Source organism: Bradyrhizobium sp. Ec3.3 (assembly GCF_000472925.1).
Classification (GTDB): domain Bacteria; phylum Pseudomonadota; class Alphaproteobacteria; order Rhizobiales; family Xanthobacteraceae; genus Bradyrhizobium.
The window spans coordinates 143,674-167,423 of sequence record NZ_AXAS01000006.1 but is presented as its reverse complement, the minus strand read 5'-3'; the positions used below and the strand labels follow the sequence as shown (position 1 = coordinate 167,423).

The following is a 23,750-nucleotide window of genomic DNA, read 5'->3' as shown; positions in this document are numbered from 1 at the left end:
GGGGCCCAGCGTTACTTGAGATGTGGGTCCCGGCTCTGCGGAGCAGCGTTGCACGCTGCACCGCGTCCGGGACACGGAAGTGGAGACAAACGAGATGGCACTTGCCCGCGCCCGCCGCAGCGAAGGCCCCTTCAACTACTGGCCCGGTTTCGTCGACGCGCTGTCGACGCTGGTGCTGTCGATCGTGTTCCTGCTCTCGGTCTTCCTGGTCGTGCAGTTCTTCCTGTCGCAGGAGGTCACCGGCAAGGACAAGGCGCTGGAGCAGCTCAACGCCAAGATCGCGCAGCTCAACGAGCTATTGTCGCTGGAAAAGCTCGGCAAGCTCAGCCTCGACGACCAGGTCTCGCAGCTCAAGGCTGGCCTTGCCTCGGCCGAGACCGAGCGCGACCGCCTCAAGGGCCTCTATGAAGGCCTCGCCAACGCCGGCAACGATGCCCAGGGCAAGACGACCGAGCTCAGCAAGGCGCTGGACTCCGAGAAGCAGGTGTCCGCACGGGCGCTGGCACAGATCGAGGTTCTGAACCAGCAGATCAGTGCGCTGCGGCGGCAATTGGCGGCGCTCGAGGAAGCCCTCGACGCCTCCGAGAAGCGCGACAAGGAATCGCAGACGCGGATCGCCGATCTGGGTTCTCGCCTCAACGTGGCTTTGGCCCAGCGCGTGCAGGAATTGTCGCGCTACCGCTCGGAATTCTTCGGCCGCCTGCGCGCCATCCTCGGCAACCGTCCCGACATCCGGATCGTCGGCGACCGCTTCGTGTTCCAGTCCGAAGTGTTCTTCGATACCGGCCAGGCAACGCTGCTGCCCGAGGGCCGCACCGAGCTCGACACGGTCGCAAGCGCGCTCAATGAGCTCAACGGCAAGATCCCGAGCGACATTCCCTGGGTGCTCCGCGTCGACGGCCACACCGACGTGCGGCCGGTCACCGGCGCCAACTTCAAATCCAACTGGGAATTGTCATCGGCCCGCGCGATTTCGGTGGTGCAGTACCTGATCTCGCTCGGCGTGCCCGCCGAGCGCCTGGTCGCCGCCGGCTTTGCCGAATTCCAGCCGCTCGACACCGGCAACACCGAGGACGCCTTCAAGCGCAACCGCCGCATCGAGCTGAAGCTGACGGAGCGGTAGTGAGCTTCCACCTCCGCCCCTATCGCGCCGAGGACGAGGCGGCGGCGATCGCGCTGTGGCATCGCACCTGGCAGCAGGCCTATCCGCAGATCGACTTCGCGGCGCGGCTGGAGTGGTGGCGCGAGCGCTGGCGCAAGGACCTCGTGCCGAAGGCGGCGATCGTCGTCGCCGAGCAGGATGATGGCGCGCCGATCGGCTTCGTCACCATCGACGGCGAAGGCTATCTCGACCAGCTCGTGGTCGATCCCGGACAATGGGGCTCGGATGCGGCGCGGCTTCTGGTGGACGAGGCCAAGCGCCTCTCGCCGACCGGCGTCACGCTGCTCGTCAACAAGGACAACACCCGCGCCATCCGCTTCTACGAGCGCAACGGCTTTGCCCATGCGGGGGATGATGTGAACCCGACCTCGGGGCGTCCGGTGCTGCGGATGGAATGGAAGCCGTAGGCGCTGCAGCCAGCCCCACACTCAGCCGTCATTGCCAGGGAACGAAGCATCCCCAATGTCGTCCTGGCGCAGGCCAGGACCCATACCGCGGAATCTATCGTTGTGCACGGTGCCAATCCCGAACGACCGGCTTTCGCCAAACCGCTCCCTGGGGTTATGGGTCCTGGCCTGCGCCAGGACGACACCGAGTTTTTCGGCTACTTGCTCACAAATGACGGAGCTTGAGGGACTTCGGCCCCCGCCGCCGGCGAACGCTCGGCTACTTTGCATGGGGTTGTTTTCGAGGTTCTGGTTTGAAGACGACTCACGCCCCCTCGAACTGCAGCCTTGCCAGCCGCGCATAAAGCCCGTTGGCTGCGACCAGCTCGGCATGCGTGCCGTGTTCGACGATCCGGCCCTGGTCCATCACCAGAATGCGGTCGCATGACAGCACCGTTGCGAGGCGATGGGCGATCACGATCGTGGTGCGATGGCTCATCAGCTCTTCCAGCGCGGTCTGAACCAGCGTCTCGCTTTCTGCGTCCAGCGAGGACGTCGCCTCGTCGAGCAGCAGCAGCGGTGCATCGCGCAGGATCGCACGCGCGATCGCGATGCGTTGGCGCTGGCCGCCGGAGAGCGTCACGCCGCGCTCGCCGAGCGGGGTCTCAAACCCCTCCGGAAGGCGGCGAATGAACTCAGCGGCATGCGCAAGCTCGGCGGCGCGCTCGACCTCGGCGTCGGTCGCATCGGGCCGGCCGAAGCGGATGTTTTCGCGGGCGGTGGCCGCGAACACCACCGATTCCTGCGGCACCAGCGCAATGCGCGCGCGCAGTTCGCGCGGATCGACTGATCTGACCGGCACGCCGTCGAGCGCAATCGCGCCCGACCGCGGATCGTAGAACCGCAGCAACAGATGAAACAGCGTGCTCTTGCCGGCACCGGACGGACCGACGATCGCGACCTTCTCGCCGGGGCGCACGTTGAGCGAGACGCTGTCGAGCACCTTGACGTCGGGCCGCGCCGGATAGGCGAAGCTCACCCTGTCGAAGCCGACCTCGCCGCGCGCGGGCGACGGCAGCGCACGCGGCATTGCCGGCGCGGTGATCTCTGGCTGCACATGCAGGATCTCGAACAGGCGCTCGGCGGCACCGGAGGCGGCGGCGACCTCGCCCCAGACCTCGCTGAGCTGGCCAAGGCCGGCGGCGGCAAATGCCGTGTAGAGCACGAACTGGCCGAGACGGCCGGGCGTGATCGAGCCGATCAGGACGTCATGCGAGCCGATCCAGAGGATCGCGACCACGCTGGTGAATACGATGAAGATGATGATGGCGGTGAGCACCGCGCGCGCCTGGGTCGAGGTGCGCGCTGCCTCATAGGCCTGCTCGACCTCGCCGCCGAAGCGCTTTCCGGCGAGCTGCTCGCTGGTATAGGCCTGCACGGTGCGGATGGCGCCGACCAGCTCGGAGGCGTAGGCGGAGGCGTCCGCAAGCGTATCCTGCGCGTTGCGCGACAGCCGCCGCACCCAGCGCCCGAAGGCGACAAGCGGCAGCACGATCAGGGGAATGGCGAGCAGCACGAAACCGGAGAGCCGTGGGCTCGTGATCACCATCATCGCGACCGCGCCCAGAAACATCATCATGTTGCGCAGCGCGATCGATACGGAGGCGCCGACCGCGGACTTGATCTGGGTGGTGTCGGCGGTGAGCCGCGAGACCAGCTCGCCGCTGCGCGCAGAGTCGAAGAAGGTCGGCGAGAGCGAAAGCAGGTGGCCGAATACGTCGCGGCGAAGATCGGCGACGATGCGCTCGCCGATCGTCATCACGAGGTAGTAGCGCGCAGCGCTGGCGAGGGCGAGCACAGCGACGACCGCGATCATCACCGCAAAGTAGCTGTTGATCAGCGCGATGCCTTCCGGCGTGAAGCCGAAATCGATCATCCGCCGCACCGCGACGGGCACCAGAAGCGTGGTCAGCGCGGCAATCGTCAGCGCGACGAAGGCAAGCGCGGCGCGTCCGCGATAGCGGCCCACATAGGGCGCAAGCGCCATCAGCGGCCGCAGCTTTGCGCGGCTTTTGGCCGGCTGCTCGATCAGCTCGGCCTCGATCGAAGGGGTGTCCGCGGCGTTCATCTCGCCCTGATCGACGTACCGGTCATCAAGCCGTTCCAGTGCGCTCATGAGATCCGACCCATTGGATTAGTCCGCTCCCAATAGGCTGGTGCAAGGGTAGTGGCAAATCCGGGATGTCCCTTAGGGGCAAGCCCGGTTCGCCCCCCGCAATGGCTTGTTTTGCGAGGTTTCGTGGGGTATAGAGCCGCCCAAATCCGTCATTCGCTAGCCACTCAATGAGGCGCCGGGGCGCCGAGGAATTGCCATGAAAGCCGAGATTCACCCGAATTATCATACGATTACCGTCGTGATGACCGACGGTACCGAGTACCAGACCCGCTCCACCTGGGGCAAGGAAGGCGACAAGCTCCAGCTCGACATCGACCCGAAGTCGCACCCGGCCTGGACCGGTGGCTCCGCCCAGATCATGGACCGCGGCGGCCGCGTCTCCCGGTTCCAGAAGAAGTTCTCGGGCTTCCTCAAGAAGGATTGATCCGGCCGATCAGGCCGCGACGAAAAACGCCCCCGGGAGACCAGGGGCGTTTTTGTTTTTTGGGCCGCAGCAGTCGGGCCGTCGCTCTTCGAGGCCCGCTTCGCGGGCACCTCAGGGTGACGGTTAGAGTTGAGCTTACCCCTCGAACGCGGCCTTGAGCGCGTTGAGCTGGGGCACCAGAGGATTGCCGATCGGCATGCGGTCCGTCGGCGGGGTGTGGATGCTGGTGTCGAGGCGGCGCACGCGCGTTTGCAGGCTCATCGAGCGGGTGATCAGGTCCTGCAATTGCTGCGGCAGCTTCTCGATCGTGTCGGTGGGGCCGGGATCTGCCGCGGTCAGCTTGACCTTGGTCTTTTCGCGGTTGGCCTGGACCAGTGTCATCTCGCCTTCCTTCACCGCGCGGTGCAGCAGCAGCCAGGAGGCAAGCTGCATCAGGCGGGTGGTGAGGCGCATGCTTTCGGTTGCGTAGGTCAGGCTGACGGCGCGGTCGAGCGCCTTGGCCTCGGTACGGCCCGCGCCGTCGAGATAGGCCGCGGTCTCCTCCACCAGGTCCATGCCTTCGCGAAACAACGCGCTGAACGCCGCCGAATTGGTGAACCGTTCGCTGAGTTGAACGAGAGCGCCGTCGGCTTGCAAACGTTCCATGGTTAACGCCCCTTACGCAACTGTTTACCATCCGGCTTTGGCGCCGGCTTATGATGAACAAATCATTGCGCGGGCGCCTCGCGAAGTCCAGCGGCAACCGCGTTTATGGTTTCCGCGCCTCATTGCACCAGGGCGGGACACGTGAGGCGCAAAAAAAGAGCCGCCGGAGACCGGCGGCTTTGAAAGTTGATAACAGGGAGGCGTCAAACAGAGTGGACAGGAGCCACTCGGTGTCCAAACGAGGACGGTTCCAGTCATAATCGCGAAAGCTTAATCGACCGTAAACGAGCGAATTTTTTGAGGGTTCGTTAGCCATGTCGGCCATTGGCCGAGCGGTCTCATGGAACGTTTTTCCACCCGTCACTCCGGGGCGCGACGAAGTCGCGAGCTATGATGCGCAATTGCGCGTCTGAGAATCCATAACCCCAAGCAGATGGAATAACCCGGGTCTGTCAGCCGGCCCGCTTCAACGGCCTGTGGTTATGGATTCCGGGCTCGGCGCTGACGCGCCGACCCGGAATGACGCGGGGGAATTCAGTCCGACGCGTCCAAGACGCGCGCGTTGCTACGACTTGAAAATGCTGTTCGCGGCGTCGCGCGAGGCGCGTTTCTTGGTTGCGGCTTCCTCGAGCCTTGCGATCTCGGATTTCAGCAGCGCGATGCGCTCGGTCAATTCCTCGACCGACAACAGTGAGAGGTCCTGTCCGATCTCGTGGCTGATCTTCTTGCGCGGCCGGTCGTCGTCGTCCATCGCCATCGTTTGCTCCTCCATCACAACCGAAGCCGAAGCGGTTGCCAGCGCGTGGCCCGCTGGCTAATCCATTGCCTCGTTCATCCTGCACCCATAAGGCCCAAGGGATAATCGAGGACAAATCATGGAAAAGCTGCCTGCGCAAATGACCGTGGTCGCCATCTCCAAGCCCGGCGGTCCGGAAGTGCTGGTGCCGGAGCAGCGTGCGCTGCCGCAGCCGGGCCCCGACGAGATCCTGATCAAGGTGATGGCCGCCGGCGTGAACCGGCCCGACGTCGCGCAACGTTCCGGTTCCTACCCGCCGCCGCCCGGCGCCAGCGATCTGCCGGGGCTGGAGGTTGCAGGCGAAGTGGTCGCGGTCGGCGGCAACGCCAAGCGGCACAAAATTGGCGACAAGGTGATGTCGCTCGTCGCCGGCGGGGGTTACGCGCAATACTGCATCGCCCAGGACGCCCAGGCGATGAGCGTGCCGCCGGCGCTGTCGATCAAGGAAGCCGGCGCGCTGCCGGAAACCCTGATGACGGTCTGGCACAACGTGTTCGAGCGCGGCGGCCTGAAGGCCGGCGAGACGCTGCTGATCCATGGCGGCTCTTCCGGCATCGGCACCATGGCGATCCAGCTTGCGAAAGCGTTCGGCGCAAAGGTGATCGTCACCGTCGGCTCGCAGGACAAGATCGATGCCTGCCTCAAGCTCGGCGCCGACCGCGCGATCAACTATAGGAACGAAGACTTTGTCGCCGTGGTCAAGGCGGAGACCGGCAATGCCGGCGCCAATCTGATCCTCGACATGGTCGCCGGCGACTATGTCGACCGCAACTATGATGCCGCCGCGGTCGACGGCCGCATCGTGCAGATCGCAACCCTCAATGGCCCCAAGGTCAACGTCAACATCGCCAAGGTCATGGTGAAGCGCCTCACCCATACCGGCTCGACGCTGCGCCCCCGTAGTAATGCGGACAAGGCGGCGATGGTGGCCGCGATCGAGGCCAAGGTGATGCCGCTCTTGCGCGAAGGGCGCATCAAACCGCTGATGGACAGCACTTTCCCGCTGGAAAAGGCGGCGGACGCGCACCGGCGGATGGAGACAAGTGCACATATTGGCAAAATTGTGTTGGAGGTCTAGCCCGCACGCCCCGCAAGCGCGGCGGAAACCCTTTGATTTTCCTCGCTTTCGTGGCATCTATCGTGAAGCGCCGAACCATCTCGTTCCGTTCGGAAATTCGCTTAGCACTGAAGAGTTTGCGTCGAACGCGGAGAACTGACCTTGCGTCTGATCAGGTGCCTCGCGCCCATTGCGCTGGGCCTCATGATTCTTGTCGCCGCGTCGCCTGCACGCGCGCTCGATGCCGTCAGCGTCCGCAGCGACGCGCCCGCGATCGACCTCACCGCCGTTCTCGAACACCAGCGCAGCGACGCTGACCGCATCCAGGTGTCCACCGCGCCCGGCACCGACGGCATCGTCCGCCGCATCGAGGTGCGTGCCCGCGAGGGCGGCCAGAACTGGGTGGTATTCGCGCTCGCCAACAACACCGACGACCAGCTCGACCGTTTGATCGTCGCGCCGCATTACCGCATCGTCTCGTCCGGCCTCTTGTGGCCCGACCTCGGGCTGTCGCGCATCGCGACCATCACGCCCTCGATCGGCGACCGGCCCGAGCGCCAGGAGAGCGCGACCGCGGATGTCTTCCGCATCACGCTCGACCCCGGCTCCGTCGTCACCTTCGTCGCGGAGTTGCGTACCGACAAGCTGCCGCAGCTCTATCTGTGGGAGCCGGAGGCCTACAAGGACAAGGTCAACTCGTTCACGCTCTACCAGGGCATCGTGATCGGCATCTCGGGCCTGCTTGCGCTCGTGCTCACCATCCTGTTCGTGGTGAAGGGCAGCATCATGTTCCCGGCGGCCGCCGCGCTCGCCTGGGCGGTGCTGGTCTATATCGGCGTCGATTTCGGCTTCTGGGGCAAGGTGCTCGACATGTCGAACAACGCCGAGCGCATCTGGCGCGCGGCGGGCGAAGCGATTCTGGCCGCGACACTGCTGGTGTTCCTGTTTGCCTATCTCAACCTCAGCCGCTGGCACGTGCGCTACTCGCACATCACCGTGGGCTGGCTCGCCTTTTTAGGCTCGCTCGTCGCGCTCGCCCTGTTCGATCCGGCGGTCGCCTCCGGCATTGCGCGCATGTCGCTGGTGCTGATCGCCTTCGCCGGCTTCGCGCTGATCGTCTATCTCTCGACCCACGGCTTCGACCGCGCGGTGCTGCTGATCCCGACCTGGTTCCTGCTCGTGATCTGGGTGGTCGCTGCCGGCATGACGGTCGCGGGCTCCGTGACCAACGACATCGTCGGCCCCGCGCTGCTCGGCGGCCTCGTGCTGATCGTGATGCTGATCGGCTTCACGGTCATGCAGCACGCCTTCGCCGGCGGCGGCGCGACCACCGGCGTCGTGTCCGACATCGAGCGGCGGGCGCTCGCGCTCGCCGGCTCCGGCGATCTGATCTGGGACTGGGACGTTTCCGCCGACAAGGTGTTCACCAGCCCCGAGACCGAGGCACTGCTCGGCCTGAAACGCGGGACGCTGGAAGGGCCGGCTGCAACCTGGCTCGAGGTGCTGCATCCGCTCGATCAGGATCGCTTCCGCGCCGCGCTCGACAGCGTGCTCGACCAGCGCCGCGGCCGCCTGGTGCAGGATTTCCGCCTGCGCACTCCGGATGGCCATTTCATGTGGTTCGCGCTGAAGGCACGGCCCGTGGTCGGCTCCGACGGCGAGGTCTCGCGCGTCGTCGGCACGCTCACCGACGTCACCGAGCTGCGCAATGCCGAAGAGCGCCTGCTGCACGATTCCGTGCACGACAACCTGACCGGCCTGCCCAACCGCAAGCTGTTCATGGACCGCCTCGGCGCCGTCGCCAATTTCGCCAAGACCATGCCGACGCTGCGGCCGACGCTGATGGTGATCGATCTCGACCGCTTCAAGCAGGTCAACGATTCCGTCGGCATCGCGGTCGGCGATTCCATCCTGCTCACACTCGCCCGCCGCCTCACCCGCATCCTGAAGCCGCAGGATACGCTGGCGCGGCTCGCCGGCGACCAGTTCGGCCTGATCCTCTTGTCGGAACAGGATCCGGCCCGCATCACCGCCTTTGCCGAGACCATCCGCAAGACCATCCGCGCGCCGATCGCCTTCAACGACCGCGAGATCTTCCTCACCGCCTCGATCGGCCTCGCGCTCTCCGATCCGCAGACCCAATTGACGGATGAGATCATCAAGGACGCCGAGCTTGCGATGTATCATTCCAAGCGCATCGGCGGCGACCGCATCGATGTGTATAAGCCCGCGATGCGCGCGCGAAAAACGGACCGCCTGACGCTGGAGAGCGAGCTGCGCCGCGCCATCGAGCGGCAAGAGTTGACGATCCTCTACCAGCCGATCGTGCGGCTGGAAGATCGCTCGATCGCCGGCTTCGAGGCGCTGTCGCGCTGGGATCATCCAAAACTCGGACGGATGTCGCCGTCGGAATTCATCACGATTGCGGAAGAGACCGGCCTGATCGTCGACCTCGGCCTGTTCGTGCTCGACCAGACCGCAAAGCAGCTCTCGGTCTGGCAGCGCGCGATGCGCTCACGCGAACCGATCTTCGCATCCGTCAACGTCTCCTCGCGGCAACTGCTGCGCCACGACCTCATCCACGACATCCGCACCGTGCTGTCGCGCTCCTCGGTCGCACGCGGCACGCTGAAGCTCGAATTGACGGAATCGCTGGTGATGGAGAATCCGGAGCACGCAGCCCAGATGCTGACGCGGATCCGCGAGCTCGGCACCGGGCTGTCGCTCGACGATTTCGGCACCGGCCATTCCTCGCTCGCCTATCTTCAGCGCTTCCCGTTCGACACCATCAAGATCGACCAGTCGTTCGTCCGCACCACGAGCCGCGGCACCCGCCCGGTGATCCTGAAATCGATCATCGCGCTGGCGCACGATCTTGGCATGGACGTAGTGGCGGAAGGCGCGGAGACCGACTCGGATGCGGTCGAGCTCTACCAGCTCGGCTGCGAATACGCCCAAGGCTTCGCCTTCGGCGAGCCGATGGACGCCGACGCCGCGATGCGCCTGCTCACGGAAGTGCGGCTGGAAGCGGCGAGCTAGTAGCGCCGCTTCTCGCTCGGCATCTTCCTGAACCGCACGCTCTTGCCGTCCGGCATCCGCGTCGCGGTGAAGCCCGCGGCGAGGCAGGCTTCGCGCTGCGGCATCTGGATGTCGGGGCTGCGCAGGCTGTCCCACCAGGACGCGCGCTGCGCCGCACGCGGCAGGGCTGCGCCGATGATCTCCTCGATCTGGTCAAAGCTCAGCACGAGCTCCATCTGCTTCTGCCGCTTCAGGTAATCGCGCAACGCGTCGTAGTCGTTCACCGTCGTCCTCGATCGTTCATCGGGGGCCGCCCTTGCCGAAAAGCGTTAGCCCCGGAAACCGTTTCTTAACTGATTGCGACGCCGGCGTCCCAGCTTAAAGACTACTCAAGATTTCAGGTGCATCCACTAGTGTCGGGAGCAAGTGATGCTGGCTGGATGGCGCGAAGGCACGGCCCGGCGGCCGTGGCGGATCTCGGCGAAGCTGCTGATCATCTCGTCGGTCGTGACGGTGATCGGCTTTTCCGCCATTTGCGTCAACGTGATGCTCGACATGCGACGCGGCGAGGAGGCGCTCGCCCGCCAGACCCTGGAAAACCTGGCCACGACCATCGAGGCCGACATCAGCCGCAACATCGAGATCTACGACCTGTCCCTGAAGGCTGTGGCCAGCAACATGCTGCTGCCCGAGATCGGGACGGTTAGCAAATCGATCCGGCAGCTCATCCTGTTCGACCACGCCACGACCGCCAAGCATTTTGGCGCCATTCAGGTGTTCGACGCCGACGGCAAGCTGACCATCGACGCATCCACGCTCGACCCGGTCCCGGAGAACCGCGCCGACGAGGAGTATTTCAGGGTTCATCGCGACAACCCCAATGCAGGGCTGTTCATCAGCCGCCCGATGCTGTTTCGCGGCGCCTACGCCATCGTGCTGAGCCGGCGGGTCAACGATCAGGACGGCGGCTTCATGGGGGTCGTCGCCGGCTCGATCCGCTTCAGCTATTTCCACGAGCTGTTCGAGCGGCTGAGCCTCGATCCGCAGGACACCATCACCGTGCTCAAGCGCGACCGCACCATCATGATGCGGCGGCCGTTCGATCTCGACGTGATCGGCAAAAATCTGGCAGACCGGCAGAACTGGAAGGCGGACAATCTGAAAGAAGGCGGTTCGTTCGCGGGACAGGGTCCGGTGGATACGACGCCGCGCCTCTATGTCCGCAGCGGCAGTACCACGCCCCCCCTGTTCGTCGTCGCCGGCAAGCCGCTCAACGCCGTGTTCGAGCTCTGGCAGAAGGAGGCCTTGCGCATCGGGGGCGTGGTGCTGGTGCTCGCATTGTTCGTGCTGGGCTCGACGGCGGTGCTGGCGCGCGAGATCGGCCGGCGCGCCAAGGCGGAGAACAAGCTCGAGGAGATGGCGACCACCGACGCGCTCACGGGCCTGCGCAACCGCCGCAAGTTCGATTCCGTGATCGACGTCGAATGGCGGCGCGCGATGCGGCAGAAGACGCCAGTCGCGCTCTTGATGATCGATGCCGATCACTTCAAGGCTTACAACGACACGTTCGGCCACCAGGCCGGCGACCAGGTGCTGGTCGGCATCGCCATCTGCATCTCCGATTCCGTGCGCCGCGCCGGCGATTGCCCCGCACGCTATGGCGGTGAGGAATTTGCGGTGCTGCTGCCGGACACCTCGGAAGCCGCCGCGTTCAAGATCGCCGAGACGATTCGCTGCAAGGTGCAGGGCTGGTCCGACGACCAGGCGAGCACGACGGTCTCCTGCGGCATCGCCAGCCTCGTCCCCGCGGCCGGCATGGACTGGTCCATCCTGGTGACCGCCGCCGACAAGGCGCTCTACGCCGCCAAGGCCGGCGGCCGCAATCAGTCCGTGGTCGCAAACATTCCGAAACTGTCGCTGGTGGCGTGAGTTTAAGCCGTCATTCCGGGGCGATGCGAAGCATCGAACCCGGAATCTCGAGATCCCACAATGCGCAATTGTGCATTGGGGTTCGGTCCTGCGGACCGCCCCGGGATGATATCGAATGCGTATACGCCTTCGATATCACTTCTCCAGATAGTTCTTCATCTCCGCGAGCAGGCCGTCGCGCAGCTCGGGGCGCTTCAGGGCGTAGGCGATGTTGGCGCGCAGGAAGCCCGCCTTGGAGCCGCAATCATGGCGCTCGCCTTCGAACTCGACGCCATAGAACTTCTGCGATTTGGCGAGCCCGATCATGGCGTCTGTGAGCTGGATTTCACCGCCGGCGCCACGCTCCTGGGTCTCCAGGATCTTGAAGATCTCCGGCTGGAGAATGTAGCGGCCGGTGATCGACAGGTTGGAGGGCGCGGTGCCCTTCGGCGGCTTCTCCACCATGCCGTCGACCTCGAAGATCCTGCCGGTGCGTTTTCCAACGCCACAGATGCCGTATTGATGCGTGAGATGGTCCGGCACGGCCTCGACCGCGAGCACGTTGGACTTCTCGCCGAGCTGGCTTGCGGCCTCGATCATCTGCTTCAGGCAGCCCGGCGTGTTGAGCACGAGCTCATCGGGCAGCACGACGGCGAACGGCTCGTTGCCGACGATGTCGCGCGCGCACCAGACCGCATGTCCGAGGCCGAGCGGCGCCTGCTGGCGGGTGAAACTTACGGCACCGGCCTCGGGCTGGTTCTGCGCCAAAACCTCTTGCTCGGCCTTCTTGCCGCGCGCGGCGAGCGTAGAGTCGAGCTCGAACATGCGGTCGAAATGGTCTTCTATGACGTTCTTGTTGCGCCCGGTGACGAAGACGAAATGCTCGATGCCGGCCTCTCTCGCCTCGTCATAGACGTACTGGATCAGCGGCTTGTCGACGATGGTGAGCATTTCCTTGGGCATCGCCTTGGTGGCGGGCAGCACGCGGGTGCCGAGGCCGGCGACGGGGAATACGGCTTTACGGATTTTCATGGGATTGATCGAATACCTTGGGACGTGCGGGCGTGGAGCAATGACATCTTGCTAGCCGGTTTGCAGCCGGTAACAAAGGCGGATGTTGGGCCCTGCCCCGGGATTCCAAAGGAAAGGGCCGCCTACAAAATTTCACCTTTGTTAAGGTATTGGCAACCGTAACAAGGGCCTCCTGCAGCCGGATTTTGGCCGCACAGGTGGGACATGACGCGATCGATGGCAGGACTTGCAGGACTGACCGGCGCAACCCTGGTTGCGGCCGCCCTCCTGTGCCCGCTTCAGGCGCGTGCGCAGGGATCAAACGGCCTGTCCAACCTGTTCGGCGGCATTTTTTCCGGCCAAACCCCGTCGTCTACGCAGCCCGCGCCGGCCCAAGGCGGCGCGCAGGCGGGAAGTCAATCTTGGAGCGGCGAGGACGGCGCTTCCGGCCATCCCCTGATGACTGCAGCCGCGATCCGCGAGGCCGCCGCCAATTTTGACAATTGCGTGGCATCGATGTGGCCTGATGCCGCACGTCGCAACATCACGCAGGAGAATTTTCAGCGCTTCACCGCCGGGCTCACGCCCGACCTGCGCATCATGGATCTGCTGGATTCGCAGCCGGAGTTCACCAAGTCGATCTGGGACTATCTCGACATCCTCGTGAACGACAACCGCCTCGCCAAGGGCAAGGAGATCCTCGCCAAGTACAAGGCGCAGTTCGACGCCACCGAGAAAGCCTACGGCGTCGACCGCTATATCATCGCGGCGATCTGGGGCATCGAATCCAACTACTCGACCCAGATGGGCGACCGCAGCGTGCTGCAATCCACTGCGACGCTGGCCTGCATCGGCCGCCGCCAGGCCTATTTCAGGGACGAATTCCTCTCCGCGCTGGAGATCCTCAACCGTGGCGATCTGAACCCTGATCAGATGCGCGGCTCCTGGGCCGGCGCGTTCGGCCCGACGCAATTCATGCCGACCGCGTTCAAGCGCTTTGCAGTGGATGCCGATGGCGACGGAAGGCGCGACGTGGTCGACAATCCGGCCGACCTGATCGCCTCCACCGCCAACAATCTGAAGAAGGACGGCTGGCAGAGCGGCGCGAGCTGGGGCTACGAGGTCGTGGTGCCGCAGGGCTTCAACTACATGCTGGCGGATCGGGCCAAGGCAATGACGATCGCGCAGTGGGAGAAGCTTGGGATCAAGCGCGCGACCAGCCAGCCCTTCCCGCAGCCGGCCGACAAAGCCTATCTGCTGACGCCCGCCGGGGCACAAGGGCCGGGCTTCCTGATGCTCCAGAATTTCCGCGTGATCATGAAGTACAACCCGGCCGAGGCCTATGCGCTGGCGATCGGCCATTTCGCCGACCGGCTGCGGGGCGGCCAGCCCTTCGTGCAGCCCTGGCCGCGGCAGGAGCGGGAACTGTCCCGCGCCGAGCGGCTGGAATTGCAGCAGCTCCTGGCCCAGCGTGGCTTCTACAAGGGCACACCTGACGGCCAGTTCGGCGGCCAGACCCGGGACGCCCTGCGCAACTTCCAGGCCTCGATCGGGGCTCCCGCGGACGGATTTGCCTCCTCCGACATGCTGGAACGGCTGCGCGGGCGATAAATCAGTCCCGAAAGTAACCCTGAACATGAAATCCGGCCTCCGCCCTTGACGAGGGCGGCAGTTCCCCGGTGTATGGCGCAATCAAATCTGCCCGTTTGCGGCCCGATTCCGTTATTATATCGAGCCTATTCCGAAACCGTGGCGCGCGCCTCAGAACCGCATGTCGAAGCCGAAATCATTTTTCAAGGCCCTGACCGAGACCGGCCCGTTGATCGCGCTGGGGACGGCGCTTGCGATCATGGTGTCGGTGGCCGGCCCTGCGTCGGCGCAGTTCTTCAACTTCCCCGGCTTCGGCGGACCGTCGCGGCCCGCGCCGCCGCGCAGCGGAGGCGGCGGCTGGTTCGGCGGCGACTTCTTCGCGCCCTTCCAGCAGCCACAGCAGCAAGCACCTCGCCAGGATTTTTCTCGCGCGCCGGCACCGGCCAAGCGCGATACGGTCGCCGAGCGCAATGTGCTGGTGATCGGCGACGCCATGGCGGACTGGCTCGCCTATGGTTTGGAAGACGCCTACACCGAGCAGCCCGACATGGGCGTGATCCGCAAGCACAAGACCTCGTCCGGCCTGATCAAGTACCAGCCAAAGGGTGAGCCCTCGGACTGGGCCGCCGCAGCCAAGGGCATTCTCGAAACCGAGAAGCCCGACGTCATCGTTATCATGCTCGGCCTTAACGACCGCCTGGCGATCCGCGAGCCGGCGGCGGACAAATCCGACAAGCCTGCCGACAAGAAGAACGACAAGGGTGCGCGCGCCAAGCCGCAAGGCAAGCCGGGCGACGCCAAGACCGACACCAAGCCCGGCCCGGATGCGGCCGCCAAACCCGACGACAAGCCGGCAGACACCGACCTGCCGCAGGACGACGCCGACAATGCCGATGCGCCGCAGACCGCGGCGCCGGAAAAGACCGCGCGCTCGCCGAACGGGCTCTATGAATTCCGCGACGACCGCTGGGTCGAGCTCTACGGCAAGAAAATCGAGGAGCTGATCGGCGTGCTCAAGGCCAAGGGCGTGCCGGTGCTCTGGGTCGGCCTGCCCGCAATTCGCGGTCCGAAGGGTACGGCGGACATGCTGTTCCTGGACTCGCTCTATCGCGAAGGCGCGGCCAAGGCCGGCATCACCTATGTCGACGTCTGGGACGGCTTTGTCGATGAAGCAGGCCGCTTCCTCCAGAAGGGCCCCGACTTCGAAGGCCAGATCCGTCAGCTCCGTACCTCTGATGGCGTCTATTTCACCAAGGCCGGCGCACGCAAGCTCGCGCACTATGTCGAGCGCGAGATTACGCGTCTGCTGGCGGGGCGCTCAGGCCCGATCGCACTGCCGAGCGAGCCGGCAACGCCGGACACCAGCGCCGAGCCCGGCAAGCCCGCGCCGCGGCCGCTTGCCGGGCCGATCGTGCCGCTGGTTGCGGCCTCGATCTCCGCCGATCAATTGTTGGGCGGACCGGGATCGCGTCCGGCCGCCGTCGATGCACTCGCGGCCAAGACGCTGGTGAAGGGCGAGCCGCTGACGCCTCCGGCAGGCCGCGCCGACGACTATGCCTGGCCACGGCGCGAGGTCGGTCGCGAGCAGGCCAAGGGCGATACGCCGGTCGCGGCGACGACGCCTGAGGGCGGCGCTGCCAATCCAACCGCGGGGACTGCGCCGAATGCTGCTGCTGCCGCGATCGCCCCGCCAAAGCTCGCGCCGAAGAAGCCGCCGGTGCAGCAACCGGCACAGGCAACGCCGTCACCGTCGTTGCGCGATTTCTTCGGCTTCGGTTCGCCATCGCCGCCGCGTCAACTGGCGCCGCAGCCGCCGCGCAATCCGAATCCCAATCCGGCGATCCCGCGTCCGCCGGGCAACGTTGGGCGATCGGCGGAATTCAATGCGCCGCGATAGTCGGCTCGTGTAGGCTAGCTGTAGTAGCGCCAGCGCGGCGGCGGGCGGCGGGCTGGCCGCGACATCAACAGCGCGAGCGCAAAGCCGATGCCGCCGGCGACCAGCAGCGCGCCGATCGGGTTCGCCTGCACTCTCTTTGCAAGTGCCTGCGTCCCGTCGCGGAATGTATCCTGGCCAGCTTCATAGGCGCCCTTCGCGTAACCGGCAGCGCTATCCGTGGCATCACGCGCGGCATCCTTCGCCTGGCCGTACAGGTTCTGCACGGTGCCGGCCGCTTCGCGCGCCTTGGCCGAGGCCTGCGTCTTCGCGTCTCCCGTCATCTCACCGACCGCACCTTCGACGCGTCCGGCAAACTCCTTGGCTGATCCGGCAATCCGATCGTTGTCCATGTTGGTCCTCCTCGAGGGTCAGCCCAAGTAACCGATCAGCCGCAGCGCGGTTCCGCAATCGCTTTAGAGAATGAGCCCGCCGTCGACGACGATGGTCTGGCCGATGATGTAGGACGACAACGGCGAAGCCAGGAACAAGGCCGCACCCGCCATGTCAGCCGGCGTGCCCAATCGCCGCAGCGGAATGCGTGACAGCGCGCCCTCGAGCCGCTGCGGATTGGAGGTCGTGACTTTGGTCATCTTGGTATCGACGAGCCCCGGCGCGATGCCGTTGATGCGGATGCCGTCCTCGGCCCAGGCCTCGCCCAGCGTCCGCGTCAATCCAACCGCGCCGGTCTTCGAGGCATTGTAGGCCGGATTGCCCATGGTGGAGTGATAGGCCGCAGTCGAGGAGACGATGATCAGCGATCCCCCCGAATCCCGCAGCATGGGATGAAAGCGCGTGGCACAGGCCATCAGGCTCATGAGATTGACTTCGAGCACCCTACGGAAGCCGGCCATCTCGAATTCGCCGCGGCGATAGATCACCGCGCCCTGTGCCAGCACCAGCACGTCGAGACGTTCGAACGACGGCTTGAACGCGTCGATCGCCCTGGCATCGCTGACATCGAGCTGGGCATAAACAAGACCGGTGAGATCCGAGCCTTCTTCCGCTGAATAGTCCTTCGCATGTGCGCGGGTGCCGCAGACCGCGACTTGCGCGCCCTTGGCACGAAAGGCCTGTGCGATGCCGTTACCGATGCCGCTGGAACCGCCGACGACCAGCACCTGCTTACCTGAGAAATCGAGCTCGTTCATCGCGGCCTCCCTTTGCTTTTGCTTTGTTTGACGTGTGTGCGGATCGATGCCAGCCTTGTCAATGAGACAACAATAAGCGAGCAGGCGCGAGGAAGCAGCATGCCAGAGTTCAAGCAGCTCAGCCGGTCCGTCAGGGGACTGACCGTTCTCATTACGGGCGCGGCAAGCGGCATGGGTCGCGCGACTGCACGCGTGTTCGGCGCGGAAGGCGCCAATGTCGCCGTGACCGACTACGAGCCGGATGGCGCGCAAGCCGTCGCCAGGGAGATCACCGCGAGCGGCGGCTCTGCCGAGGCGTGGAAGCTCGATGTTGCCAACGCCAAGGACATCAGCCGCGTGGTGGGCGACGTCGCCGCGCATTTCGGCGCGCTCGACATCGTCGTCAACAATGCCGGCATTTCCGTGCGCGTCGCGATCGACGACGAAAGTTACGAAGACGCCTGGGCCAAGGGTATCGCGGTGATGCTGACGGCGCATCCGCGCATCGTCCGCGCCGCCCTGCCCTACCTGCGCAAATCGAAGAGCCCGCGCATCGTCAACATCGCCTCCACCGAGGCGCTCGGCGCTACCGCGCTGCACAGCCCCTATTCAGCCGCCAAGGGCGGCGTTGCGAGCCTGACGCGCTCACTCGCCGTCGAGCTCGGCCGCGAGGGCATCACCGTGAACTGCATCTGTCCGGGGCCGATCCGCACCGCGATCACCGACCGGATTCCGGAAGAGCACAAGACGATCTACGCCAAGCGCCGCACCGCACTCGGGCGTTACGGCGATCCCGAGGAGGTCGCGCACATGACCTTGAGCCTGTGCCTGCCGGCAGCCTCGTTCCTGACCGGCGCGGTGATCCCGGTCGACGGCGGCTTGATGGCACGGAACGCGTGAGAGCCATGCGCGCACAGCGTTGACATCGGCAGGCGCGGGGATAGCCTTTTCGCCAACAGAGCGGGCAAACCGCTCGCACGCCCCGGGAGAACGCCAGGAGAATCGCAATGACGATCGCCATCCGGCAGCTTCAGAAGCATTTTGTCGGCGAGGTTTCGGGCCTCGATCTGCGCCAGCCGCTCACGACGGATGAGGCGCGCCAGATCGAGGCTGCGATGGACAAATACGCGGTGCTGGTTTTTCACGACCAGGACATCACCGATGAGCAGCAGATGGCTTTTGCGCTGAACTTCGGCCAGCGCGAGGACGCGCGCGGCGGCACCGTCACCAAGGAGAAGGACTATCGTCTCAGCTCTGGCCTGAACGATGTCAGCAATCTCGGCAAGGACGGCAAGCCGCTGGCGAAAGACAGCCGCACGCATCTGTTCAATCTCGGCAATTGCCTCTGGCATTCCGACAGCTCGTTTCGCCCAATCCCTGCAAAGTTCTCGCTGCTGTCGGCGCGCGTGGTGAACCCGAAGGGCGGCAACACCGAATTCGCCGACATGCGTGCGGCCTATGACGCGCTCGATGACGAAACCAAGGCGGAGATCGAGGATATGATCTGCGAGCATTCGCTGATGTATTCGCGCGGCTCGCTCGGCTTCACCGAATATAGCGACGAGGAGAAGGCGATGTTCAAACCGGTGTTGCAGCGCCTGGTGCGCACGCACCCGGTGCATCGCCGCAAGTCGCTGTACCTGTCCTCACATGCCGGCAAGATCGTGCGCATGAGCGTGCCCGAAGGCCGGCTGCTGCTGCGCGATCTCAACGAGCACGCGACGCAAGGAGAATTCGTCTACGTGCACAAATGGAAGCTGCATGATCTCGTGATGTGGGACAACCGCCAGACCATGCACCGCGTGCGGCGCTACGACCAGTCGCAGCCCCGCGACATGCGCCGCGCGACGGTCGCGGGCACCGAGCCGACGGTGCAGCAACAGGCGGCGGAGTAGGTTTTTCTGATGAACAGCGTCATCGCCCGGCTTGACCGGGCGATCCAGTACTCCGAGACGGTCGTGTTAGAATCGATAAGCCACGGCGTACTGGATGCCCCGCCGGAGCCTGTCATCGGGCTCGCCGAAGGCGAGACCCGGTGGCGGGGCGTGACAGCGAGCGCGCACCTACGCGTGCCCCGCCTCGTTCGAGAGCATGCCGGGATCGATGCCGATCTTGCGCAAGGCGCGCGCGTACTTGTCTTCGACGTCATCACCGAAGATCAGATCCGCATCCGCGTCGCAATGCAGCCAGCCATTGCTCTGGATCTCGGTCTCGAGCTGACCCGGCGCCCAGCCGGCATAGCCGAGCGCAAGGATGGCACGCTTCGGGCCGGAGCCGTTGGCGATCGCGCGCAGGATGTCGACGGTCGCGGTGAGGCAGACACCGTCATCGATTCGCAGCGTCGCGTTCTCGATGTAGAAGTCGCTGGAATGCAGCACGAAGCCGCGCCCCGTATCGACCGGGCCGCCGCGCAATACCTTCATGCTCTCGGCGTTCTCCGGCAGCTCGATCTGCGCGCCCTTCTTGATGATACCGAGTTGCTCCAGCAGCTCCGGAAAATCGATGCTGCCAGCAGGATGATTGACGATGATGCCCATCGCGCCCTCGGCCGAATGGGCGCAGAGATAGATCACCGAGCGCTCGAAGCGAGGGTCGCCCATGACCGGCATGGCGATCAAGAGCCGCCCGTCGAGATAGCCCGCCGAATTGGGGACGGCGGGGCCGGTCGCCGGGGTGCTGTCGCCAGTTCTCTTGCCTGCAGAACCCATCGGTGAAGCACTCCCCTCTCGGTTCATATCCTGATGTCGGGCTTGCCCGCTGTCAAATCAAGGCTTGCATGGACCGAATTCCCCAAGCCTAACTCCCAAGCCAAATTCCAAAGCCAATTCCGATGCGTCCATCACAAGCAATTCAATGGTTTGCGCCGGACCGACCCTGTAAAGACGTGCTATGCTCACCATGGTTCCCAAGCACGCCGCGACCATCGTCGCCGTAACCTTGCTCGTGTCCGCGCAGCCCTCGCGCGCCGACGACGCCTCGCCCTGGCAGCGCGACGGCCATTCCGCCGTGCGCCTTTTGGCGGGATCGCGCAGCGGCCCGGTGCTGCTCGGCGGCATCGCATTCCAGCTTCAGCACGGCTGGAAGACTTATTGGCGCACGCCTGGCGATTCCGGCGTTCCGCCGCGTTTCGACTTCTCCAAGTCCGAAAATGTCGAAGCTGTGACCGTGCTGTGGCCGGCGCCGCTGAAATTCGACGATGGCGCCGGTGGCCATTCGATCGGCTATCACGACCAGATCGTGCTGCCGCTGCGCATCGTCGCCAAGGTCCCGGACAAGCCCGTGACCCTGCGCGCCGAAATCAATTACGCGGTCTGCGAAAAGCTCTGTATCCCCGTCGAGGCCAGCGCCGAGCTCGGCTTCAACAGCGTCGCCTCGACCGAGGACGGCGCGCTGTTCGCGGCGCTCGACACGGTGCCGAAGCCCGCCAATGTCGGCGATCCCGTTCCGCTGACCATCCGCGACGTCAAGCGCGAGGGCGCGACGAAGGTGCTGGTCGACGTGGCCACGCCCGATGGGCGCGACGTCAACCTGTTCGTGGAGGGGCCGACGCCCGACTGGGCGCTGCCGGTCCCCTCACCCGTTGAGCATAGCCCGGCGGGCGTCAAGCGCTTCGCCTTCGAACTCGACGGCCTGCCGCCCGGCGCCAAGCCCGACGGTGCCGCGTTGAAGTTCACGCTGGTGGGGCCGGAGAAGTCGTACGAGTTCAATATCAACCTCGATTGACCCGTCGCGTCGTCCTGGACAAGCGCAGCGAAGCGGAGCGCAGATCCAGGACCCATTACCACCGGCGGCAGCTTGACGGCACGGTGGCTGTTATCTCCCTTCCAATAACTTCTGCCTGGGGTAATGGGTCCTGGTTTGCGCCAGGACGACCACGCGGGGGCCACCCAACCAAATCTTAACGAATGGTTGCTAGTCGGAAGGCTGCCGCAGCATGCGGGACGCCTGGGGATCTCGACGTGACCGTGATGGACGCAGAACCCGCAAGGACCGGGCCGGCCGGCCTGATTGCGCGGCTGCGCGGCAAGTTGACCGGCGGCACCAGCGAGGCGTCGCTGACGCGCCGGCTCGCAGGTACCATCTTCCTCATCCGCGTGATCAGCGCAGGTCTTGCCTATCTCTCGCAGATCCTGCTGGCGCGCTGGATGGGCACGTCCGACTACGGCGTCTATGTCTATGTCTGGACCTGGGTGCTGCTGCTCGGCAGCATGATGGATTTCGGCATCTCGGCTTCCGCACAGAAAATCATTCCGGAATACCGCACCAGCGGCGAACACGCGCTGCTACGCGGCTTCCTCTCCGGCAGCCGCTGGCTGACCTTCGTGGTCTCGGCCCTGGTCTCGCTTGCGCTCGCCGGCGTCGTCCTCCTGCTCTCGCCATGGATCGATCCGGCCGCACGGCTGCCGCTCTATATCGGCTGCATGACGCTGCCGGCATTCGTGGTCGCCAACACCCAGGACGGCATTGCGCGCGCGCATGACTGGATGCAGCTCGGCCTGATGCCGCAATTCATCATTCGTCAGGCGCTGATCATCGGCATCACCGCGTCCGCCTTCCTGCTCGGCTTTCATCTCGGCGCGACCGCCGCGATGGTGGCGAGTGCGGCTGCGGTGTGGATCGCCATGACCGGCCAGATGGTGGTGCTCAACCGCAAGCTCGCCGATCATGTCGAGGACGGCCCCAAGGCCTACGACGTTGGCGGCTGGCTTGCGATCTCGCTGCCGATCCTGCTGGTCGAGAGTTTTTACCTGCTGTTGTCCTACACCGACGTGCTGGTGCTCCAGCAATTCCGTCCCTCCGACGAGGTCGGCGTCTATTTCGCCGTGGTGAAGACGCTGGCGCTGGTGTCCTTCATCCACTACGCTATGTCGGCAACGACGGCGCATCGCTTTGCCGAATACAACGCGCTCGGCGACAAGACGCGCCTGTCGGCCTATGTCACGCACGCCATCAATTGGACCTTCTGGCCCTCGCTCGCCGCGACCGCCGTGCTTCTGGCGCTCGGCAAGCCGCTGCTCTGGCTGTTCGGACCGCAATTCGTGATCGGCTACGACATCATGTTCATCGCCGCGATCGGGCTCGTGGTACGCGCCGCGATCGGGCCGGTCGAGCGTCTCCTCAACATGCTCGGTCACCAGAAGATCTGCGCGCTCGCCTACGCGCTCGCCTTCGTGATGAACGTCATCCTCTGCATCGCAATGGTGCCGCGCTTCGGCGGCCACGGCGCGGCCGCCGCGACCTCGATCTCCCTCACCTTCGAGACCGTGCTGTTGTTTTGGATCGTGCGGCAGCGGCTCGGCCTGCACGTGCTGGCGTTCGGCCGATAGACGGCAAAAAACGCCTCTCCCGAGCGGAACCTTTTCAGCCCCTTCTTCGTTTGACTTGGCCCTGCACCGCAAAACGGTCATTTCGTGGGGAGGGGACATTTGGGCAAAAATCACCACCAATCTCCAATCCACGCACGGTTTCTTCTTATTTTTCCGCGGTGCATTGCCGTCAGCAGCAACTTTATTCTACGCGTATTGCTTGACCAACGAGATAAACCTAGACTCGCCAAGACATGATTGACCCGCTCTACGTCGCTTCAGGATTCGGCGTCGGCCTGCTTGTCGGTATGACCGGCGTTGGCGGCGGCTCGCTGATGACCCCGCTGCTGATCCTGTTGTTCGGTGTCCACCCGTCGACCGCGGTCGGGACCGACCTGCTCTACGCCGCCGGCACCAAGACGGGCGGCAGCGTGGTGCATGGCTGGTCGCGCAGCGTGCATTGGCCCGCGGTGCTGCGGCTAGCGTGCGGCAGCATTCCGGCGAGTGCGCTGACGTTGTTCGTGCTTTGGAAGCTCGATCTCAAGAGCGACACCGAGCGCAGCCTGGTCAATCTGGTGCTGTGCTTCGCGCTGCTGCTCACCGCAACCTCGCTGATCTTCCGCAAGACGATCATGGATCGCTGGCGCCACTCGCTCGAGCGCGTCGAGGACCGCGCCACCGCGATCGCGACCGTGGTCACCGGTGCCGTGCTGGGCGTGCTGGTCTCGATTTCGTCGGTCGGTGCCGGCGCGGTCGGCGTGACCGTGCTGCTCCTGCTCTATCCGCGCCTGCCGATGGCGACCATCGTCGGCTCCGACATCGCACACGCCGTCCCGCTGACGCTGGTGGCCGGCACCGGACACTGGGCGCTTGGTGACGTGGATTGGGCGCTGATGGGCGTGCTGCTGATGGGCTCGCTGCCCGGCATCGTGCTCGGCAGCTTCAGCGCGACGCGCGTGCCGGAGACGGTGCTTCGCCTGACGCTTGCCAGCGTCCTCTTCGTGGTCTCAGGCAAGATCATGTTTGCCGAGCTGAACCTGTCGTCCGCGATCGTGACCGCGCTGGCCTGGACGCATTGAACACAGAACGGCCGCACAACTCTCGCTGTCATCGCCCGGCTTGCCGCCTTCGCTGAAGCTTCGGCGCGCCTGCATCGCGAGCCTCGTCGGAGCCTTGGCGGAGACGGGACCGGGCGATCCAGTACTCCG

General features: G+C 65.0%; 21 protein-coding genes. 13 read left to right on the top strand and 8 right to left on the bottom strand.

Translation table 11 applies throughout. The features are described 5' to 3' along the window. Positions 1-94 precede the first annotated feature (94 nt). Positions 95-1,123 carry a peptidoglycan -binding protein gene (locus tag YUU_RS0107365; RefSeq protein ID WP_027521819.1) on the top strand — a complete coding sequence of 343 codons (1,029 nt, stop codon included), beginning with the start codon at positions 95-97 and terminating at the stop codon, positions 1,121-1,123. Continuing rightward, a complete protein-coding gene (locus tag YUU_RS0107360) occupies positions 1,123-1,569 on the top strand; it encodes a GNAT family N-acetyltransferase (protein WP_027521818.1) in 447 nt (148 codons plus the stop codon). The genes YUU_RS0107365 and YUU_RS0107360 overlap by 1 nt, the downstream gene beginning before the upstream one ends. A gap of 304 nt (positions 1,570-1,873) precedes the next feature. On the opposite strand, the gene YUU_RS0107355 is transcribed toward YUU_RS0107360, so the two are convergent. Further along, positions 1,874-3,724 (bottom strand): ABC transporter ATP-binding protein/permease, encoded by a 1,851-nt coding sequence (locus tag YUU_RS0107355; protein WP_027521817.1) that lies wholly within the window; start codon positions 3,722-3,724, stop codon positions 1,874-1,876. 196 nt (positions 3,725-3,920) lie between these two features. Here YUU_RS0107355 and rpmE point away from each other — a divergent pair, with 196 nt between their 5' ends. Continuing rightward, positions 3,921-4,148, top strand: coding sequence for a 50S ribosomal protein L31 (gene rpmE, locus YUU_RS0107350; protein WP_027521816.1), 228 nt, complete (start codon positions 3,921-3,923; stop codon positions 4,146-4,148). Positions 4,149-4,283: 135 nt separating this feature from the next. On the opposite strand, the gene YUU_RS0107345 is transcribed toward rpmE, so the two are convergent. Next, entirely contained in the window at positions 4,284-4,793 is a 510-nt protein-coding gene (locus tag YUU_RS0107345) for a DUF1465 family protein (RefSeq protein ID WP_027521815.1), read from the bottom strand. 565 nt (positions 4,794-5,358) lie between these two features. Beyond that, entirely contained in the window at positions 5,359-5,550 is a 192-nt protein-coding gene (locus YUU_RS0107340) for a DUF1192 domain-containing protein (protein ID WP_027521814.1), read from the bottom strand. Positions 5,551-5,668: 118 nt separating this feature from the next. Between YUU_RS0107340 and YUU_RS0107335 the strand changes: the two genes are divergently transcribed. Then, positions 5,669-6,667, top strand: coding sequence for an NAD(P)H-quinone oxidoreductase (locus YUU_RS0107335; protein WP_027521813.1), 999 nt, complete (start codon positions 5,669-5,671; stop codon positions 6,665-6,667). Between the two features lie 141 nt (positions 6,668-6,808). After that, complete coding sequence (locus YUU_RS0107330) at positions 6,809-9,685, top strand: EAL domain-containing protein (RefSeq protein WP_027521812.1); 2,877 nt, start codon at positions 6,809-6,811, stop codon at positions 9,683-9,685. On the opposite strand, the gene YUU_RS0107325 is transcribed toward YUU_RS0107330, so the two are convergent. Beyond that, complete coding sequence (locus tag YUU_RS0107325; RefSeq protein ID WP_027521811.1) at positions 9,682-9,948, bottom strand: hypothetical protein; 267 nt, start codon at positions 9,946-9,948, stop codon at positions 9,682-9,684. The genes YUU_RS0107330 and YUU_RS0107325 overlap by 4 nt on opposite strands. A gap of 145 nt (positions 9,949-10,093) precedes the next feature. Between YUU_RS0107325 and YUU_RS0107320 the strand changes: the two genes are divergently transcribed. After that, a complete protein-coding gene (locus YUU_RS0107320) occupies positions 10,094-11,593 on the top strand; it encodes a sensor domain-containing diguanylate cyclase (protein WP_027521810.1) in 1,500 nt (499 codons plus the stop codon). Between the two features lie 135 nt (positions 11,594-11,728). Here the strand turns inward: YUU_RS0107320 and YUU_RS0107315 are convergent, their stop codons facing one another. Further along, positions 11,729-12,604, bottom strand: coding sequence for a UTP--glucose-1-phosphate uridylyltransferase (locus YUU_RS0107315; RefSeq protein ID WP_027521809.1), 876 nt, complete (start codon positions 12,602-12,604; stop codon positions 11,729-11,731). A gap of 204 nt (positions 12,605-12,808) precedes the next feature. Here YUU_RS0107315 and YUU_RS0107310 point away from each other — a divergent pair, with 204 nt between their 5' ends. Continuing rightward, a complete protein-coding gene (locus tag YUU_RS0107310; RefSeq protein WP_198031710.1) occupies positions 12,809-14,194 on the top strand; it encodes a lytic murein transglycosylase in 1,386 nt (461 codons plus the stop codon). 160 nt (positions 14,195-14,354) lie between these two features. Continuing rightward, positions 14,355-16,070, top strand: a complete 1,716-nt coding sequence (locus tag YUU_RS0107305) for an SGNH family hydrolase (RefSeq protein ID WP_027521807.1) — start codon at positions 14,355-14,357, stop codon at positions 16,068-16,070. A 14-nt stretch (positions 16,071-16,084) separates the two neighbouring features. Here YUU_RS0107305 and YUU_RS0107300 read toward each other — a convergent pair whose 3' ends face one another. Both YUU_RS0107300 and YUU_RS0107295 read right to left on the bottom strand, forming a co-directional pair. Further along, positions 16,085-16,459 carry a CsbD family protein gene (locus YUU_RS0107300; protein ID WP_027521806.1) on the bottom strand — a complete coding sequence of 125 codons (375 nt, stop codon included), beginning with the start codon at positions 16,457-16,459 and terminating at the stop codon, positions 16,085-16,087. A 63-nt stretch (positions 16,460-16,522) separates the two neighbouring features. Then, positions 16,523-17,257 carry an SDR family NAD(P)-dependent oxidoreductase gene (locus tag YUU_RS0107295; RefSeq protein WP_027521805.1) on the bottom strand — a complete coding sequence of 245 codons (735 nt, stop codon included), beginning with the start codon at positions 17,255-17,257 and terminating at the stop codon, positions 16,523-16,525. Between the two features lie 99 nt (positions 17,258-17,356). On the opposite strand from YUU_RS0107295, the gene YUU_RS0107290 reads away from it, so the two are divergent. Together YUU_RS0107290 and YUU_RS0107285 are read left to right on the top strand one after the other, a co-directional pair. Continuing rightward, complete coding sequence (locus YUU_RS0107290) at positions 17,357-18,136, top strand: SDR family NAD(P)-dependent oxidoreductase (RefSeq protein ID WP_027521804.1); 780 nt, start codon at positions 17,357-17,359, stop codon at positions 18,134-18,136. 107 nt (positions 18,137-18,243) lie between these two features. Further along, positions 18,244-19,131 carry a TauD/TfdA family dioxygenase gene (locus YUU_RS0107285; RefSeq protein WP_027521803.1) on the top strand — a complete coding sequence of 296 codons (888 nt, stop codon included), beginning with the start codon at positions 18,244-18,246 and terminating at the stop codon, positions 19,129-19,131. Positions 19,132-19,299: 168 nt separating this feature from the next. On the opposite strand, the gene YUU_RS0107280 is transcribed toward YUU_RS0107285, so the two are convergent. Continuing rightward, positions 19,300-19,944 carry a YqgE/AlgH family protein gene (locus YUU_RS0107280; RefSeq protein WP_027521802.1) on the bottom strand — a complete coding sequence of 215 codons (645 nt, stop codon included), beginning with the start codon at positions 19,942-19,944 and terminating at the stop codon, positions 19,300-19,302. Positions 19,945-20,125: 181 nt separating this feature from the next. Between YUU_RS0107280 and YUU_RS0107275 the strand changes: the two genes are divergently transcribed. The 3 genes from YUU_RS0107275 to YUU_RS0107265 all read left to right on the top strand — a co-directional run bounded on the left by YUU_RS0107275 (position 20,126) and on the right by YUU_RS0107265 (position 23,621). Further along, positions 20,126-20,959 carry a protein-disulfide reductase DsbD domain-containing protein gene (locus YUU_RS0107275; protein ID WP_027521801.1) on the top strand — a complete coding sequence of 278 codons (834 nt, stop codon included), beginning with the start codon at positions 20,126-20,128 and terminating at the stop codon, positions 20,957-20,959. Between the two features lie 236 nt (positions 20,960-21,195). Further along, positions 21,196-22,563 carry an oligosaccharide flippase family protein gene (locus YUU_RS0107270; RefSeq protein WP_027521800.1) on the top strand — a complete coding sequence of 456 codons (1,368 nt, stop codon included), beginning with the start codon at positions 21,196-21,198 and terminating at the stop codon, positions 22,561-22,563. A 233-nt stretch (positions 22,564-22,796) separates the two neighbouring features. Further along, positions 22,797-23,621, top strand: a complete 825-nt coding sequence (locus YUU_RS0107265; protein ID WP_027521799.1) for a sulfite exporter TauE/SafE family protein — start codon at positions 22,797-22,799, stop codon at positions 23,619-23,621. The last annotated feature ends 129 nt before the right edge of the window (positions 23,622-23,750 follow it).